Origin of the sequence: Pseudoalteromonas pernae, from assembly GCF_039831865.1 — a bacterium.
In the GTDB taxonomy this organism is placed as follows: domain Bacteria; phylum Pseudomonadota; class Gammaproteobacteria; order Enterobacterales; family Alteromonadaceae; genus Pseudoalteromonas; species Pseudoalteromonas pernae.
This window is the reverse complement of sequence record NZ_JBDODM010000001.1, coordinates 397,700-413,078: the sequence shown is the minus strand read 5'-3', so window position 1 is coordinate 413,078 and position 15,379 is coordinate 397,700. Positions and strand designations below refer to the sequence as shown.

The following is a 15,379-nucleotide window of genomic DNA, read 5'->3' as shown; positions in this document are numbered from 1 at the left end:
TAAAATGAGAAAATACGTTAAAGCAGCAGCGCTTGGGGCTGCGATTTTGATGTCTCAAGGGGCTGTACAAGCAGCAGAGCAAGGTTGTAGTGATGTTGTTTACGCTGATGCTGTGACAGATAATTTCCCTGAAATTACTGATGCTTGTCGCGCTGTTATTGAACGAAATGGTAAGTACTATACCGAAGTGGTCGCTCGTATCGGTAAAAAAGACACGCTCGACAGAGTGCGTCTACAACTGCGCATGAGTGACGATAGCTTGGGTCCAATCCACCATGTTAAAGGCGGCGACAATTTATTAGTCAAAACCAACAGTGGCGATCAAATTTCGTGGAATGAATTGGCGCCTTACCAAGACATTTCGGTGTACATTCCAAGCGATCGCTGGGCCTTTGTGAGTGTTGAAGAACCAGAAGAAGTCGTTGAAATTGCAATTGTTGAAGTAGAAGAAGAACCGGCATTGCCTAAAACTGCATCGAATATCCACTATGCGGGTATCGCAGGCGCGATAGCGTTATTGCTTGCGATGGTTATGTTTGTACGCAGAAGACAAGAAGATTAATTTTAATTGTTTGATGATTAAAGGTCTCTAAGGGGGCCTTTTTTTATTTGGGAAATTAGCACGACGGATTGAAGCGAAGAACAGACATTCAAACTTTCTCCCGCTAATCTTGGTCGTGCTTCGCTAACGCTTACAAGAGCGTTGCTCAACCCTCAGCAGGGCGTTGCCATGAGCGCAAATGGCACTATCCAGATCATCCCTCTTTCTTTATCTTCACGTTGACTCGCTAATAGCTATTGCTAACTAGTATTTGCCGGGCGACAACATCGGAATTAGTATTTGCTTTAGTTTACTTAACTGGATGTAATTTTATTGCACCTAGCCAACAAGAGATATTCCAACTCGCTAGCAATATTCGGATGAGTGTCTACCCCCTTTAAAGTGAATTATCGAGCTAGCTATTTGCTAGGATATGAGGCATGCTTTTCACCTTATTTTGATAACAGCCTGATAATAAATAATCCCCCGATTGCCACATGATATTTAGTTTCAACGGTTTTAAATTTGATTGCGAACAAATGCTTCTTTCCAGGGGTGAACAGGTTATTCCGTTTAGTGAGAAGCCTGCACAATTGCTGCGTTTGTTTTTAAAAGAGCCGAATAAGATTCATACCAAATCTTCTCTACTTGAGATAGTTTGGGCAGACCGTGTTGTAACAGAGCAAGTGGTTTTTCAAAATATAAGCTACTTGAGAGCTAAGTTTGGTGATGATGCAATTAAAACCTTCCCTAAAAAAGGTTATCAATGGCAGTTGTCTGCAACTATTGTTGAAGAACCGATCGAAGCTCCAGAATGTGTGTTAAAAAATAGCTCGCCTAGCACTGCTATTAATAAGTCAAAACTTTTATCTCTATATACAAGTAATAAAAAGGCTATCTATATCGTAGCGCTCGGATTGTCGCTTTTGTGCTTGTCATTGATGTCATTTGTACTTATAACGCACGATCAGAATACACGCAGTACTGTAGCGCCTTTGGGCATTAAGTTGATTAATGCAGGGCAATCCTTGAAAAGTGGAAAAATAATATCGGTATCAGGTAGCCCCCAAGCACTGTTTGACTCACCCGATGTCTTATGGGCAAAGCACACGTCTGAGCGCAACCAATTGCTGATTGGGACAAAGTTTTATGCTGTCGGTCAGCAAGTGGCGCTGAGGTTTCACATTCAAGGCGCTGAACGTGGATGGCAAGATTATCTGTTAGGTAATAGCAGAATTGAGGCCATGTCAAAGCTTGAGCATTTGCTAACTCAGTTATCATCAAGTCGTTACTTTGAAGCATCGAAAGCCAATACGGCACTTGCTGAGTTAATGACTTTAAACGACGATGTTCAGAGTTACGAATTAGTCAGTACACAGCGAATTAAACTACTCTTTCAACTCAGTGATTTCGACAAAGCCAATACATTGATAGAACAGTTGCTAACTGAAAACCCTTCAATGCTGAGAAAAGGGCTGTTGTATTTATTAAAGACACAGATAAGCTCTTGGAATAGAGATGATGATACCGCACAAGAGAGTATCACAAAGGCTCTGGCCATTTTTAAAACCTTAAATTTAGCGCAACTTGAAGCACAGGCACTTATTGAAGCGGCATGGGTTCACCTTGCAAAGCAATCTTTTCGACAAGGTATACAGGTACTCAATCAAGCGGCTAGTCGAGCAAGAAGCGCCAATGAACCATTGCTTGAATTCACAGCACACCTGAACCAAGCATTTATGGCTTCCAAAGCTGGATTGACTGAGCTTTCATACGCACAAGTTGGCTTTGCTAATGAATTGATGAAGCTTCATCAACTTGAGAGAGTCCACCAAACACAAATCGACAAAACAGCAGCCTGGATGTCGCAATCAAAAGAACAACGTTTGTCACACTATGAGAATATTTTGAGTAGACCTTTTTCGTTGCAATATGAGCAATATTTTTATGTCGCAGCGAACGCTGTGCGAGATTACTTCATCGACGAGCAAAATTGGTTAGCGGCAAGTGCAACTATCAGGCCATGGCAAAGGGAGTCGTTTCAATTACTCAGTCAAGCACGTATTAGCCTTGCAGAAAAAAATATTGCGCACGGAGTTAGCAAAGCGAAAAATGCCTTTAGGGTTGCAAAGCTCGACCATCATAAAGTTGACGCCCTTGATGCGGCGCTACTTTTATTGCAGCAGGGAGATATTCTGACCCATTCTGAATCTAATGAATTGATCATGTATATTAATCAACATGCGAGTAACCGCTGGAGAGAACAAAATAGACGCGATTGGGAGTTGATTCGTCAAGGCAGTCATTGAGAGACTGCCCAAAATCGGCTTTGCTTTTAAACTTAATTTATGGTCTCTCTAGAGGCGATTCAGTAAACTTAAGCCAGCCTAATCCCCATCGGTCAAACTTGGTGCGCAATACAGTTATTTCTAGAGTGTGTTCGCCTTCATCAAGATAAACTTTATGGCGCTCCGATTTTTTGTCATCTATCTCTGAGTTAAACTCTACTATGCCTGCGAGTCGGTTACCTTGCCATAACTTAAAAAACTCACCTTGTTCGAAGCTACGCCCACTGTAATTTAGGTAATACCAACCCGACTTTGCAATGTAAGCGTTGAATCTGATACTCACTTCTGTTTGGTCAAAATTTTTATTGGTTTTGAATACGTTATAGGCTTCTGGTTTAGTGTCAGTCTTTGGAAAGTAATACATAAAGACATTATCAAGTTCAGCGGCATGCCTCATATCAAAGTGCCCAGGCACAGTCACCACCTCTTGAGCAGAAATAGCGATGGCTTTTGGGCTCGGTAAACTCGAACCGTTATTTGAAAGAGCAACAACACGTAAACTTCCTCCTTCACTAGGTAAGACTACCTGCGCAGAAAACTGATGTGCCGGTACTGTTTTGATTTTTTCGTAATGTTCGCGATAGTCTCCACCGTATAGGTGTGCGAGTGTGGATGTTGAGCGGTATATAGCGTAACCCGATATACGCTCGTCCTTTACAGGCGTCCAATTGAGGATGAAACTGCCGTCACTCTGACTCACCAAGTGGACTGAGTCAGGAGCTGGTATTAAGCGAGCTCTCTGTGATAATCTTTTTAATTGTGCTTGCTTTAATTGAATTTCAAACGTTGCGGTTGAAGGAGAGCTGACCACCGTATCTGTGTCCATGACGAGCCTGAATCCAATATTATTGTCGACATTCCAACCTGACTTTTTAAATCGTCCTCGGGTTGATGTGGGCGCAGCAGGGTAGTGCCATGTGCCGCCTCGGTGGGCAGTATATTCACAGTTTTCGTCAGTTAATTTAGTGTTGATGCTGTATCCATTGGGGTCATAACAGGCGTTTAAGTACTCAGCAACGTTTCCGGACATATCATACAGACCAAAAGGGTTAGGTCGATAAAGGCCAACAATCGCGTTATATGCCTCTCCATCATCGCAGTTGACCATACCAACAAACCCGATATTACTCAGACCATAACGGGTATTATTGGTATATTCACCGGTAAAATCTGCAAAATTTCCGTATTTACATGCTTGCGTCAAAGTTGGATCGTTGCCCCAGAAAAAGCGAGTCGAGGTGTTTGCTTTTGCTGCATACTCCCATTCTACTTCTGTCGGTAAACGATAGCTATGGCCTGTTTTATCGCTTAGCCAGGCAGCATAAGCATTAGCGTCTTCTCTGCTTATGCATACAACGGGTTGGTAATCACTGTAGCTACTCCTGTGGTTGTCCCATCTGCCACTGCCTTGGTGGGTCGGCCCACGTAATCCATCCCTATCGATAGAATCATTACATGTCGCATCTCTCGTGAAGCCAGTATCTTCAGCAAACTTTCTAAACTCTGCAACGGTAACGGTATATTTGCTCATCTGAAAAGCATCAACTGCAACAGAGTGCATAGGGCTTATTGCTGGATCGCCGCCTTCAGCACCCATCATAAATGTTCCCGCAGGGATAGTGACCATCGGCGGAATAATATAGTCTTTAGCATCAAGCGAGGTCGTAAATATCGACAATAGCAATGGAGTGATGAAAGCCAGACTGGCATTTTTTCTAGTTAACATTGGACTTCCTTAGGTTGTTTTTCACTACTCTAAGGGGAAAGATATTCGCCGTCTTAACAGTTACCTAAAATAGTTCTATTAAAAATATAGTTATATATTTCAATATGTTGAGGCTTATTTTTCAGTGTCCAACCTGATTGAAAGAGCGAATATGAAACTGAAAATACAGTGCATGGCACACATTTCTGACTTTGTTTTTTGACCTTTCTCCCAAAATTAGCACCGTTTGCTCTTGTAACAAAGGGTGTAGGTTTGGTCACTGAATGGTCACAAATTACAAATTGGCCTTGTGATAAGGGGCCGATAACATCTTAATTAATGAATGTGTCTGTTGTTTTCAATCGAAGTTTAACTCTATACCAAATTGAAAAATTGCATTTTGGTCACTGTGATTGGCAATCAAGAAAGTTAACTAGATGATTTTATGTAGTTGAATTATTGGAACAAAACAGGAATGTTTTGGTACGACCGAGTGGATTCGAACCACCGACCCCCACCATGTCAAGGTGGTGCTCTAACCAACTGAGCTACGGTCGTACAGAATACGAGATGTATTTTTAAGAATTGGTACGACCGAGTGGATTCGAACCACCGACCCCCACCATGTCAAGGTGGTGCTCTAACCAACTGAGCTACGGTCGTACTGAGTTACTAAAGCGCTCATTGCTCTTTAACAACGCCGTGTAATATATAGTGAGAGCAAACCCTTAGCAAGCCTAATTAGCTAATTTCATGATTGTTTGCTTTTTTTTTATTCACACCGGTTTTATATCACACTGTTTGTAGAAGTTTTGCCACCACAGCACATGATTTTTGCTTGCCTGTTTTAGTTGTTGTAAAAGTGAAGTTCTTTGTATCGAGCCAAAGACGCGGGTCTTTGGATTATCTGTATCAGGCATAAACTGCCAAATTCTCGCTAACAATGGGGTGAGTCGTTGCAAATCCCCGGATAGGTGTGCCTGATAGGGTTGCAACTGTTTAATATAAAACATATTGAAAATGTTATGCAGTATCACAGTGTCGCTATTGGCACGGTTCGGTGGGCAAATATTTTCACTAATATTGATGTCTTCTAAGGCAAGGGTGAGGGCATTGTTGAGCGCAATATGTGCCCGCGTTGAAGTGAGCAGTTTTCTTACATAGTCGTTGTTGTTGAGTGAACTCAACGCGGCAGTGAGCTCAACTGGGTCTATAGCGTTGAAATTTTCAGCCTCAATGTTATCGGCAATCTGAGCTAGTAATTCCAAAGCTTCTTGGCTTTGTACTTTTCCTGCTTGTTCTTCAAAGCCTAACTGGGATGCAGAGAGAGTCGTCATTCGCGTCAGTTCAGGCTCACGAGCAAGTATATTATTAAAATATACCGATGCCATATGCACCTTTTGCGTGCGTGCATCGGCAAGTGCTTGCTTTAAATCAGTATTCAAATGGATTGTTTTGGGGTGTTTGAGGCAGGGCTCGACGAGCTGAATAAAGCGGATGTGATATTTAAATAGCTCACTAGGTGTGGCGACCTTACCAAGTTGATTGTTGTGCGATGCTATATGTCCAGCCAATTGACAATGGTTGAGCTGACCAAGTTGAATAAGGCTAATTGTCGTTGATGGTGCTAGTTCGCTGTAGTCAAATTGTGGCCATGACTCAAGAGCAACATCTGAAGTTTGCGCTATGGACACAAACTTGGCGAGTCTATGACGATACTCTTCATGAACATCAGTAGGTTGCTCGGCACAACCTACCAACATCATCACGGTACTAAAAATTAAAAGGGGCTTGAGCAAGTCTTCTCCGTAGAGTGAAAATTAACATCACTGCTGCACAGGATAGTCCAACTATGATGCCAAGCCAAAATCCTTGTGGTCCCATTGGCTCAACAATCAGGTCCGTTCGGCCTAATACATAGCCCAACGCAAACCCAATTAGCCAATACGAGATAAAAGTGATGTAAGAAATTGGATTGGTGTATTTTATACCCCGCAACATACCGCTACTCACCACTTGTAATGCGTCAGGTAGTTGGTAGAAGCAAGCCAGCACCATTATGCTAGTGGCTAAGGCAATAACCTCGGGATTGTCGCTGTATAAACTGCTTATTTGGTATCTAAATGCATAGGTAATAGCGGCGACAAACACGGCGATAGCAATGGCAAGTAAGAAGCTCGTACCTAAACAGCGCTTAAGCGCCACAAAGTCTTGTTGTCCATATAGGTTACCAAAACGGATAGCTACGGCCATTGAAAGACTATAAGGCAACATAAACAACAAGGTTGTAACCGACGCAGCTACTTGGTGACCAGCAACAGCGATAGGTCCCAATGTAGCAATAAACAGAGGGATACAGGCAAATAAGGTGACTTCAAAAAATATCGCTAAAGAGATAGGTACACCAAGTTTTGTTTGCACCCAAATTGCTTTTATCTGCGGACGGGAAAATGCACTGAATAGGGTTTGACCATTGAGCCTTTTGCTCAAAAAGCTGTAGATGAGCAAAGATAAGCCCATAGCCGTCATTACCAAAGCGGTTGCCACACCACAGCCTGCGCCTCCTAAAGGCGGCATACCGAATTTACCGTAAATGAAAATGTAATTTGCTGGGATATTGACCAATAAGCCGATAACCGAAATGTACAAAGCGGGTGTGGTATATGCCTTACCTTCGGCGACGTTACGTAACAGGGTGTAAATTATAAAGCCAGGTAGACCAAATTGGACATAATCTATGTAATCCAGAGCGAGCGCCTTTACCTGAGCTGTGGTATCGAGGTAATCAATTACGATATCGGCAAATTGTGCTAATGCTAACCCCCCGAGTAACAAAATAATGGCGAGATAGCAGCCTTGCTGAAAGTGGCCGCGAATTTCGTGATCTTGTTTTGCTCCAAAACTATGTGCCACCAAAGAGGTAATGGCCGTTAGAATCCCCAACAATGCGAATACGACAGGATTCCAAAGACCCGTGGCTATCGATAGTGCCGCCAAATCGACCGCGCTGACTTGGCCAGCCATGATGGTGTCGACGACCGACATCATCACTAGCGTCACTTGTGCAAAAAATACAGGTGCAGCCAGGCGCAAAAGACGACTAGCTTCCCATGAACAAAACTTCATATGCTTAAAAACATCAGATAAGATAAACGCTTATTCTATCTTGTTGGTTCCAACATAAAAAGGAAATACGATGTTTACAGGTATCGTCCAATGTCAGGCGCATGTAGTCGCAATGAAAATGGTTGAGGGCGTAAAGCGATTAGTTATCTCCGTCAATAAAGACTATTTACAACATTTGGACTTAGGGGCCAGTATCGCAATTAACGGTTGTTGTTTAACGGTTGTAAAAGTTGAAAGTGTAGCCAGTGACGTTGTCGGCCAAGTTCATTTTGATGTTATCGACGAAACTCTAGCGCTGACTAACTTAGGTCAACTAGAGGCTGGACATGCAGTTAATTTTGAGCGTTCAGTGACGTTCGGCACCGAGCTGGGAGGGCATATTGTCTCTGGGCATATTCATTGCGTAAGCCAAGTGCTAGAGAGAATTGACGAGCAGGATAATTGCCGTATTCACTTGAGTTTACCTGAAAAATGGCGCGACTACGTGTTGTACAAAGGGTTTGTGAGCGTCAACGGTGCGAGCCTCACTGTGGGTGAACTTACTGAGCAAGGATTTTGGTTGCATCTAATCCCTGAAACCTTGGCTATTACCAACATTGGTCTAGCACAACAGGGCACTCAGTTTAACATAGAAGTTGACCAGCAGACTTACACCATCGTGCAAACAGTGCAACGTTACATGCAGCAAAATGGTCGCGTTTAAAAAATTTGCTCGTCGTCTGCGTCAATTCGCAATTGTACTGTGTTAAGCGCTCGGTCTATATGCATGTTGACGTGGATAGGGTTGCAGCATGCCGAGCAATCTTCGTAATAATCTTGATCGCCAGAGCTTGTATCAACATCAACGAAAGTGTGGTGGCCGCAGTGTGGGCAAAGAATTCTTTGTAGACTGTAGTCTTTCATAACTACCTCGTGTGACAATCAAATGACATCACATTGAGTATAGTTTCGATTCGCCGATTGAGCGATTATAACGGGCCTGAAATGGGTAAAATGATGATGAGTTTTTTGCACTTTACGCAAGGACCTGATTAAGCCATTTCGCGCATCAGACCGTCAATAGTATCTTTTGCCTGCGTTAGATAATGGCCTGCGAAAATATTGGCGTGATTTAACAAATGATAAAGGTTATAGATAGTTTCACGGGTCTCATAACCATATTGCAGCGGATAATGTGCCTCATATGCATCGTAGAATCGTTTGGGTAGGGCGCCGAATAGCTTGGTCATGGCTATATCGACCTCACGGTCGCCGTAATAACAGGCAGGATCGTAAATGCATGGCACCCCCTGATGAAACCCAACATTACCGCGCCACAAATCACCGTGGAGTAAACTGGGTTGAATATGGTGATGATGCAGGGCGTCTTTTACGAATTCAACACACGCATCAATATCGCATAGGTTAAACCCTTTCTCGTGCAAAAGTTGCAGCTGCCAGCCAATTCTATCTTCGCTAAAAAACACATCCCACTTTTTATGCCATTGATTGGGCTGTGCTGTGGCGCCAATAAAGTTGTCTCGTTCATTACCAAACATACCTTGTTCATGCTTTAGGTGCATTAGGGCAAGGTATTCACCCATCTTGGCCCAGTCGTTGTCGACATTGTCATCAAAATCGAGCCATTCGAGAACATTGAAACTGTAGTCCAATGTGGTGCCTGTTAAGATGCAATCAGGCACCATAAACAAACTTTCTTTGGTGAGTAATGCTAAGTCCTCCGCTTCACACTCTAGTCTCTCTAAGTCGGCTATAGGGGAGACTTTGACAAAGAAATTCTGAGCGCCATCAGATATTTTGAACAAATGATCCACAGAAGAATTACTGAGTTGTTGCTTATCTTTAATCTCAAAAGGCGTGTTAAGGGCATTGCTCAAAGATTGTGCGACTGTATTCCACATAACAACAATTCATCGATAACTCATGGGTACAACAAGTATGGCAAAGTTATCTATCACTGCAAAATATTGATTGTCGGATAGGGCAATAACGCTAAAATAATCGCAGAGTTACTTACAAAACTGGAGTATTTCAAAGTGAATATGAGCAGTATTACGTCTGTGGTTGCATTAGTGTGTACGTTAGCAGGTTGGTTATTACAAATACCTTTAATGTTGAGTATTGGCTTGTTCGCTGTGTCGGGCGCGTTAACAAATTGGCTGGCCATTCATATGTTGTTTGAAAAAGTGCCTTTTCTATATGGATCTGGCGTGGTGCAACTAAAGTTTGAAGCTTTTAAGCAAGGCATTAAAGAGTTAATCGCCACGCAATTTTTAACTCCAGAAAACCTTGCCAAAGTGGGTAACGCTGAAGCCCATGTAAACTTTGAACCAGTCATTGCTCAAGTGGATATGTCACCAGCTTTTGACCGACTAGTCGACGTTATTGAGCAGTCTCAATTTGGTTCTATGCTCGCTATGTTTGGCGGCTCAGCAGCTCTGGAGCCGATGCGCGAGCCATTCGCGAGCAAAATGCGTTTAGCCATGAACGACATTATCAACAATGAGCAAACACAATCTCTGCTTGCGCAACACTTAGGTGAGAGTGATTCCTTGCAAGCGCAAGTGATGCTGCTAGTAGAGGAGCGTTTAGCTGAATTGACCCCACAACTAGTCAAAGAAATCATTCAAACCATGATCAGAAAGCATTTGGGGTGGCTAGTTGTGTGGGGTGGTGTATTTGGTGGACTATTTGGTGCCTTAGCACACATTCTTTAAACAAAAAGCCCGCATTTGCGGGCTTTGTACTTGTCAATGAATCAGTATTTTTTATGACCCAGATACAGTTGTCAATTTGGTGCCGTGGACGAACGCTAAATCGTGAATCGAGGTTTGCGTTAGAGGCGTTATACGTAAGGTCTGTAAACTGCGCTCAAATCCGTAAAGACTGGCAAACTCACGAACACTCAAGTTGTTACATTGGAGTTTGTTTTTGAAAATCTTTGAGTTGGCGCCGGTTTCACTCATAATTTTCGTTAACTGATGTCGACTATTACTGCTTACAGCCATACACAGTTGCGTGCCTAAAGTGCCATCAGCGGCGACGAATTCTGATTGTGCAGAAGCCTGCATAGATAAACCGCTTAATAGAAGAGCGCCAGCTGAAGTTAATAATGTTGTGCGTTTCATACTTATATCCTTGTCGGTGCGTTGGGTGCCAAGTAAGTATGCGAAAGTTTTTCTGTCATTGAATGAACAGAGTAATTCGTAATGTAAGGGCTTATTGCAAACGTAAATAATGGTGGTTAACTCATTGTTATTTAATAAGTTTACGTGTTTTTTCTTGTTACAATAAAAAGATGTTTTTTTTATTTATTACGTCTTTCGTGGCTTATTAGTTGCGGGATGCCAATGCTTAGTGGGTATGTGTATAGGTATGACTAATTAGTTACACATAGGAAAGTAAAAAAATACACGTTCTTAATACCGCTGGTTCAGGACTACAGCGTCGCGTTGGCCAGTTAGGGTTATAACGTGTATGCCTCAATGCTTAATTTAGGTGTAGCTGTTGGACGGGCCTTTTGATAAGAGAAATGTGTATATTTATTTTGTGAGGAGTCACAAATAAGTACGCGGCGCCTGTGCCATCTAAGGCTAGGCGCCGCGTGGAATTCTTACGGACGATATTTGCCGTGTGCAATGTAATTTAGTGAGAACCGGTAATTACATTGAGTTTATCACCATGAACTTTTGCTAGGTCATGGATTGATGTTTCAGTTAGGGGTGTCATACCTAACCCTTTCAAACTGCGGTCAAAGCCATAGAGGCTAGCAAACTGACGAACAGTTAGGTCGTTGCATTGTAATTTATTTACCACAACAGTTTTTCTCACATGGTTGTCTTTCATTTCATTTCTTAACGTGTGAGGACTGTCTTTTGTGATTGCCATACAAAGTTGTGTGCCAATAGAATCATCCGCAGCAATAAATTTGGACTGTGCTGATGCACTCATAGATAAAGCGCCTAGTAATACTGCGCCAGCAGAGCCTAACAGAGTTGTGCGTTTCATGGGGTATTCTCCTTTACGGTGCGTTGGGTGCTGAATAAGTATGTACGCTAATTGTTGTTATTGAATGAATGGAATAATTCTAAATGTAAGAAGGTATTTCAATTGTGAACATACTTATTCAAGCTGCTATTTTTGCTCAGTAATTAATCTTGATACGTTCACATAAATACCCAAAATTAGGGCTAAATATTTTGCTTTGTTCGTCTTGTACCCACTCATGGCGCTTGATATTGAATTTTTTGATAACATTTGCGTCGAAATTGGCTCCAAATGTTACCAATTTTTCTTTGTAATCGGGTGTTGTCCCCGTTAATCCTGATTTACCGTGTATTAACCTATTTTCATCGCAATTGTTATTTGGATTCGCTAAAGTAGGCAAAAAAAGGAGTGATGCAAACAATGCTAAAAACAACATCAAGCCTGAGCGTAGTGGCATTAGCTATTGCGCTGGCGGGGTGCCAACAAGAAGGCCCTCAAGGCGAACACATAAAAATTAAAAAAAATCCCTATCCAAGTACTTACCAACCGCTACCGAGACAGTCCACTCTGTTTACAAATGCCACTGTGCTAACAGGTGACGGTGAACGTATCGACAACGGAGACGTGTATGTTGTTGATGGTAAAATTCAGCAAGTGGGTCAAGACTTACAAGTCAGCGCTGACGTAACTATCGACGCGCAAGGCAAGTGGATCACACCGGGTATTATCGACGTACATTCGCACTTGGGCGCATACCCAAATCCTTCTGTCGCCTCGCACCAAGACGGCAACGAAATGACCAGCCCAGTAACAGCAGAAGTATGGGTTGAGCACTCAGTATGGCCTCAAGACCCTGGTTTTAACCGCGCCCGTGAAGGCGGTATTACAACGCTGCAAATCTTACCTGGTTCAGCAAACCTTATTGGTGGTCGCGGTGTGACATTAAAAAATGTCCCAGCACATACGATGCAGGCGATGAAGTTTCCTGATGCACCATACGGCCTAAAAATGGCGTGTGGCGAAAACCCTAAGCGTGTATATGGCAGTAAAGGTGTATTGCCTTCAACACGAATGGGTAACATGGCTGGCTATCGTAATGCGTGGATTGATGCAACCGAGTACAAGCGTGCTTGGGAACAATACGATGCAAACTATGCGGCAGGTAAAAACGTTGATGCGCCAGAGCGTGACTTAATGCTGGATACTTTGCGAGGCGTCCTAGATGGTGAAATTCTAATCCACAACCACTGTTACAAAGCAGAAGAAATGGCGATGATGATCGACTTATCTAAAGAGTTTGGTTATCACGCAGGCACGTTCCATCACGGTATTGAAGCATACAAAATTGCAGATATGCTAGGTGAAAACGGTAACTGTGCGGCACTTTGGCCTGATTGGTGGGGCTTTAAAATGGAAGCCTACGACATGGTGCAAGAAAATGTAGCTATCGTGGATGCTGTGAAGAACTCTTGTGCGATTGTGCACTCAGATTCGGATACAACCATTCAGCGATTGAACCAAGAAGCTGCAAAAGTAATGTATCGTGCCAACGAGAATGGCTTTGATATCAACGAAGCGCATGCAATCAAGTGGATTACATCAAATGCTGCGAAATCACTAGGTATTGATGACAAAACTGGTTCCCTTGCAGCAAACAAACAAGCAGACATCGTAATTTGGAACACCAGTCCTTTTAGCGTTTATGCAAAAGCTGAGCAGGTATTTGTAGACGGTGCGAAAGTATATGACCGCAACGATGAAAAATTCCAAGCTCAAAGTGACTTTATGCTAGGCCAACGTTAAGGAGAATTATGATGAAATTGTTTACTTTAACCTCTGTTGCCAGCGCATTGGTGATGAGCTCATCGGTATTTGCGCAAACACTCGCAATTACTAACGCGACGGTACACACTGCAACGGAGCAGGGTACCTTAACGAATGCGTCAGTGGTGATTAAAGACGGCAAAATTGCTGCTATTAATCCACAAGAAATTCAAGCAGACGTGACCATTGACGCGTCTGGCAAGGTGCTAACTCCAGGCTTTATCGGTTCACTAAATCAAATTGGTTTGGTTGAAGTGGGTGCGGTAGCTGACTCACGTGATGGTGCAGATAAAAAAGCATCAATTACCTTCGATCCAAGTTTGGCATTTAACCCTCGCTCTTCACTTATCCCATACGCACGTAAAGGTGGGGTCACGCGTGATCTAATTGTACCCAGTGGTAGTGAAGGTATTTTTGATGGTCTAGCGTCGGTAGTTTCGCTTAGCGGTGAATTCGACAGTGTGTCTCAAAGCAAAGTGGCGTTAGTAGTTGACCTTGGAGCTAAAGACAAAGGTTCTCGAGCGCTGTCACTACAAGAGTTGATTCAAAAGCTTGAAGATCACAAGAACCGCGAGAAGAAAGACAAAGAAGTTAAAAAGCCTGAAGTAGAAATACTTGATGGCGTTTTTGCTAAAGAAATTCCACTTCTGATCAGTGTTTCTCGTGCAGCAGACATGCTAGAGCTGTTAAAAGTTAAAGCGAAATATGACCTGAATATGGTGTTTGCTCGCGCTCAAGATGCAGTGCTTATTGCGGATGAGTTAGCGGCAAGCAATACGCCTGTAATTATCAGCGCGATGGACAACCTCCCAGGTAGTTTTGACTCAATGCATGCAAGTTTAGATAACCCAGGCAAGCTTGAAAAAGCAGGCGTGAAAGTTATTCTGACGATTGCAGGTGATAGCGCACACAACTTGTATCAGTTGCGTTATGACGCGGGTAACGCGGTGTCTTATGGTATGAGTCCAGACGGGGCCCTAGCAGCAATTAGTAGCAATGTGGCTGATGTATTCAATATCGATGCGGGTTCTATTAGCGTAGGTAAAGCAGCCGACATCGTACTTTGGAGCGCTGATCCGTTTGAGTACAGCACCAAACTTGAAAAGGTGTGGATTGACGGTGTGGAGGTTTCTACCGAATCTCGTCAAGACAAACTACGTGATCGTTACATGGCTGAGTCTGATATGCCTCGCGCATATAACAAGTAGCTGTAACGCACAAAAAAAGGCGCCGAATGGCGCCTTTTTTTGTGTTATTAAATACACCGGGCCGGTTTAGGTAAGCCCGCAATTTTTGTCGCTTGTTTGGCTGGGCCTTTAGGAAACAACTTATACAGGTATTTGCTGTTGCCTTTGTCTTCGCCTAGCTTTTTTGCCATTGCTTTAACGAGCATACGTATGGCCGGGCTAGTCTCGAATTCTTCGTAAAAGTCGCGCACAAACATCACCACTTCCCAGTGCGGATCCGTCAAGGCGATATTTTCACCCTCGGCGATAATCGGCGCTAACTCTTTTGTCCATTGGCTACTATCCAAAAGGTAGCCTTCTTTGTCAGTTGCTAGTTGTTGACCGTTAAATTCAATCATTATTCACTCACGCATGTAGAAAACTGAAGGGTTAACTCGACCCACTGGTTGTCATCAATAAGGGTTACCTCATCAATTGGACCATCAAAACCGCGCGCAGCCATATCTTGTTGCAGTGCATACACCGTGACCGGCAACTGCTTAAAAGACTGCCATGAATAGCAGGCATCGCCGCGTAGTAAAATTGCATCTTCATTGGCAAGCTTATCTTGTATTTGTGATGCTGATGTCGCTGCTTGGCTCAGGGTAAATAAAATACTCAT

15 protein-coding genes and 2 tRNA genes are annotated in these 15,379 nt (G+C 43.1%); 6 read left to right on the top strand and 11 right to left on the bottom strand.

Going from position 1 to position 15,379, the window contains the following annotated elements:
• Positions 1–4 precede the first annotated feature (4 nt).
• Together V1358_RS01815 and V1358_RS01810 are read left to right on the top strand one after the other, a co-directional pair.
• Positions 5–562 carry an LPXTG cell wall anchor domain-containing protein gene (locus V1358_RS01815; protein ID WP_347392396.1) on the top strand — a complete coding sequence of 186 codons (558 nt, stop codon included), beginning with the start codon at positions 5–7 and terminating at the stop codon, positions 560–562.
• A gap of 518 nt (positions 563–1,080) precedes the next feature.
• On the top strand, positions 1,081–2,850 hold the full coding sequence (locus V1358_RS01810; RefSeq protein WP_347392395.1) for a winged helix-turn-helix domain-containing protein: 1,770 nt from the start codon (positions 1,081–1,083) through the stop codon (positions 2,848–2,850).
• Between the two features lie 37 nt (positions 2,851–2,887).
• On the opposite strand, the gene V1358_RS01805 is transcribed toward V1358_RS01810, so the two are convergent.
• From V1358_RS01805 to V1358_RS01785, 5 genes are all read right to left on the bottom strand, one after another.
• Positions 2,888–4,615, bottom strand: coding sequence for an SUMF1/EgtB/PvdO family nonheme iron enzyme (locus V1358_RS01805; protein WP_347392394.1), 1,728 nt, complete (start codon positions 4,613–4,615; stop codon positions 2,888–2,890).
• 460 nt (positions 4,616–5,075) lie between these two features.
• Positions 5,076–5,152 (bottom strand) — tRNA-Val (locus tag V1358_RS01800).
• A 28-nt stretch (positions 5,153–5,180) separates the two neighbouring features.
• Positions 5,181–5,257: transfer RNA gene (locus V1358_RS01795), tRNA-Val, on the bottom strand.
• A gap of 113 nt (positions 5,258–5,370) precedes the next feature.
• On the bottom strand, positions 5,371–6,393 hold the full coding sequence (locus tag V1358_RS01790) for a DUF3080 family protein (RefSeq protein WP_347392393.1): 1,023 nt from the start codon (positions 6,391–6,393) through the stop codon (positions 5,371–5,373).
• A complete protein-coding gene (locus tag V1358_RS01785; RefSeq protein WP_347392392.1) occupies positions 6,368–7,720 on the bottom strand; it encodes an MATE family efflux transporter in 1,353 nt (450 codons plus the stop codon). The genes V1358_RS01790 and V1358_RS01785 overlap by 26 nt, the downstream gene beginning before the upstream one ends.
• Positions 7,721–7,790: 70 nt before the next feature.
• Here V1358_RS01785 and V1358_RS01780 point away from each other — a divergent pair, with 70 nt between their 5' ends.
• A complete protein-coding gene (locus V1358_RS01780; protein ID WP_347389256.1) occupies positions 7,791–8,423 on the top strand; it encodes a riboflavin synthase subunit alpha in 633 nt (210 codons plus the stop codon).
• On the opposite strand, the gene V1358_RS01775 is transcribed toward V1358_RS01780, so the two are convergent.
• Together V1358_RS01775 and V1358_RS01770 are read right to left on the bottom strand one after the other, a co-directional pair.
• Entirely contained in the window at positions 8,420–8,623 is a 204-nt protein-coding gene (locus V1358_RS01775) for a CPXCG motif-containing cysteine-rich protein (protein ID WP_347389257.1), read from the bottom strand. The two genes, V1358_RS01780 and V1358_RS01775, sit on opposite strands and share 4 nt — an antisense overlap.
• A 128-nt stretch (positions 8,624–8,751) precedes the next feature.
• A complete protein-coding gene (locus V1358_RS01770) occupies positions 8,752–9,621 on the bottom strand; it encodes a fructosamine kinase family protein (RefSeq protein WP_347389258.1) in 870 nt (289 codons plus the stop codon).
• A 135-nt stretch (positions 9,622–9,756) separates the two neighbouring features.
• On the opposite strand from V1358_RS01770, the gene V1358_RS01765 reads away from it, so the two are divergent.
• Positions 9,757–10,437 (top strand): DUF445 domain-containing protein, encoded by a 681-nt coding sequence (locus V1358_RS01765; protein ID WP_347392391.1) that lies wholly within the window; start codon positions 9,757–9,759, stop codon positions 10,435–10,437.
• A 51-nt stretch (positions 10,438–10,488) separates the two neighbouring features.
• On the opposite strand, the gene V1358_RS01760 is transcribed toward V1358_RS01765, so the two are convergent.
• Together V1358_RS01760 and V1358_RS01755 are read right to left on the bottom strand one after the other, a co-directional pair.
• Positions 10,489–10,848, bottom strand: coding sequence for a DUF3718 domain-containing protein (locus tag V1358_RS01760; RefSeq protein WP_347389260.1), 360 nt, complete (start codon positions 10,846–10,848; stop codon positions 10,489–10,491).
• A 517-nt stretch (positions 10,849–11,365) separates the two neighbouring features.
• A complete protein-coding gene (locus V1358_RS01755) occupies positions 11,366–11,728 on the bottom strand; it encodes a DUF3718 domain-containing protein (protein WP_347392390.1) in 363 nt (120 codons plus the stop codon).
• Positions 11,729–12,127: 399 nt separating this feature from the next.
• On the opposite strand from V1358_RS01755, the gene V1358_RS01750 reads away from it, so the two are divergent.
• Both V1358_RS01750 and V1358_RS01745 read left to right on the top strand, forming a co-directional pair.
• Positions 12,128–13,510, top strand: coding sequence for an amidohydrolase (locus V1358_RS01750; protein ID WP_347389262.1), 1,383 nt, complete (start codon positions 12,128–12,130; stop codon positions 13,508–13,510).
• A gap of 11 nt (positions 13,511–13,521) precedes the next feature.
• The gene (locus tag V1358_RS01745) at positions 13,522–14,739 is read left to right on the top strand and encodes an amidohydrolase family protein (protein ID WP_440589860.1); all 1,218 of its coding nucleotides are present in this window, start codon (positions 13,522–13,524) and stop codon (positions 14,737–14,739) included.
• Between the two features lie 47 nt (positions 14,740–14,786).
• Here the strand turns inward: V1358_RS01745 and V1358_RS01740 are convergent, their stop codons facing one another.
• Both V1358_RS01740 and V1358_RS01735 read right to left on the bottom strand, forming a co-directional pair.
• Positions 14,787–15,116 (bottom strand): TusE/DsrC/DsvC family sulfur relay protein, encoded by a 330-nt coding sequence (locus V1358_RS01740; protein ID WP_347389264.1) that lies wholly within the window; start codon positions 15,114–15,116, stop codon positions 14,787–14,789.
• On the bottom strand, positions 15,116–15,379 hold the full coding sequence (locus V1358_RS01735) for a DsrH/TusB family sulfur relay protein (protein ID WP_347392388.1): 264 nt from the start codon (positions 15,377–15,379) through the stop codon (positions 15,116–15,118). The genes V1358_RS01740 and V1358_RS01735 overlap by 1 nt, the downstream gene beginning before the upstream one ends.

Bases quoted from the DNA above. Each gene is read 5' to 3' on its own strand.
- V1358_RS01810 (WP_347392395.1), top strand. From the start codon at position 1,081: ATGCTTCTTTCCAGGGGTGAACAGGTTATTCCGTTTAGTGAGAAGCCT.
- V1358_RS01780 (WP_347389256.1), top strand. From the start codon at position 7,791: ATGTTTACAGGTATCGTCCAATGTCAGGCGCATGTAGTCGCAATGAAA.
- V1358_RS01750 (WP_347389262.1), top strand. From the start codon at position 12,128: ATGCTAAAAACAACATCAAGCCTGAGCGTAGTGGCATTAGCTATTGCG.
- V1358_RS01770 (WP_347389258.1), bottom strand. From the start codon at position 9,621: ATGTGGAATACAGTCGCACAATCTTTGAGCAATGCCCTTAACACGCCT.
- V1358_RS01775 (WP_347389257.1), bottom strand. From the start codon at position 8,623: ATGAAAGACTACAGTCTACAAAGAATTCTTTGCCCACACTGCGGCCAC.
- V1358_RS01740 (WP_347389264.1), bottom strand. From the start codon at position 15,116: ATGATTGAATTTAACGGTCAACAACTAGCAACTGACAAAGAAGGCTAC.
- V1358_RS01760 (WP_347389260.1), bottom strand. From the start codon at position 10,848: ATGAAACGCACAACATTATTAACTTCAGCTGGCGCTCTTCTATTAAGC.
- V1358_RS01785 (WP_347392392.1), bottom strand. From the start codon at position 7,720: ATGAAGTTTTGTTCATGGGAAGCTAGTCGTCTTTTGCGCCTGGCTGCA.
- V1358_RS01815 (WP_347392396.1), top strand. From the start codon at position 5: ATGAGAAAATACGTTAAAGCAGCAGCGCTTGGGGCTGCGATTTTGATG.
- V1358_RS01805 (WP_347392394.1), bottom strand. From the start codon at position 4,615: ATGTTAACTAGAAAAAATGCCAGTCTGGCTTTCATCACTCCATTGCTA.
- V1358_RS01755 (WP_347392390.1), bottom strand. From the start codon at position 11,728: ATGAAACGCACAACTCTGTTAGGCTCTGCTGGCGCAGTATTACTAGGC.
- V1358_RS01735 (WP_347392388.1), bottom strand. From the start codon at position 15,379: ATGAGTATTTTATTTACCCTGAGCCAAGCAGCGACATCAGCATCACAA.
- V1358_RS01745 (WP_440589860.1), top strand. From the start codon at position 13,522: ATGAAATTGTTTACTTTAACCTCTGTTGCCAGCGCATTGGTGATGAGC.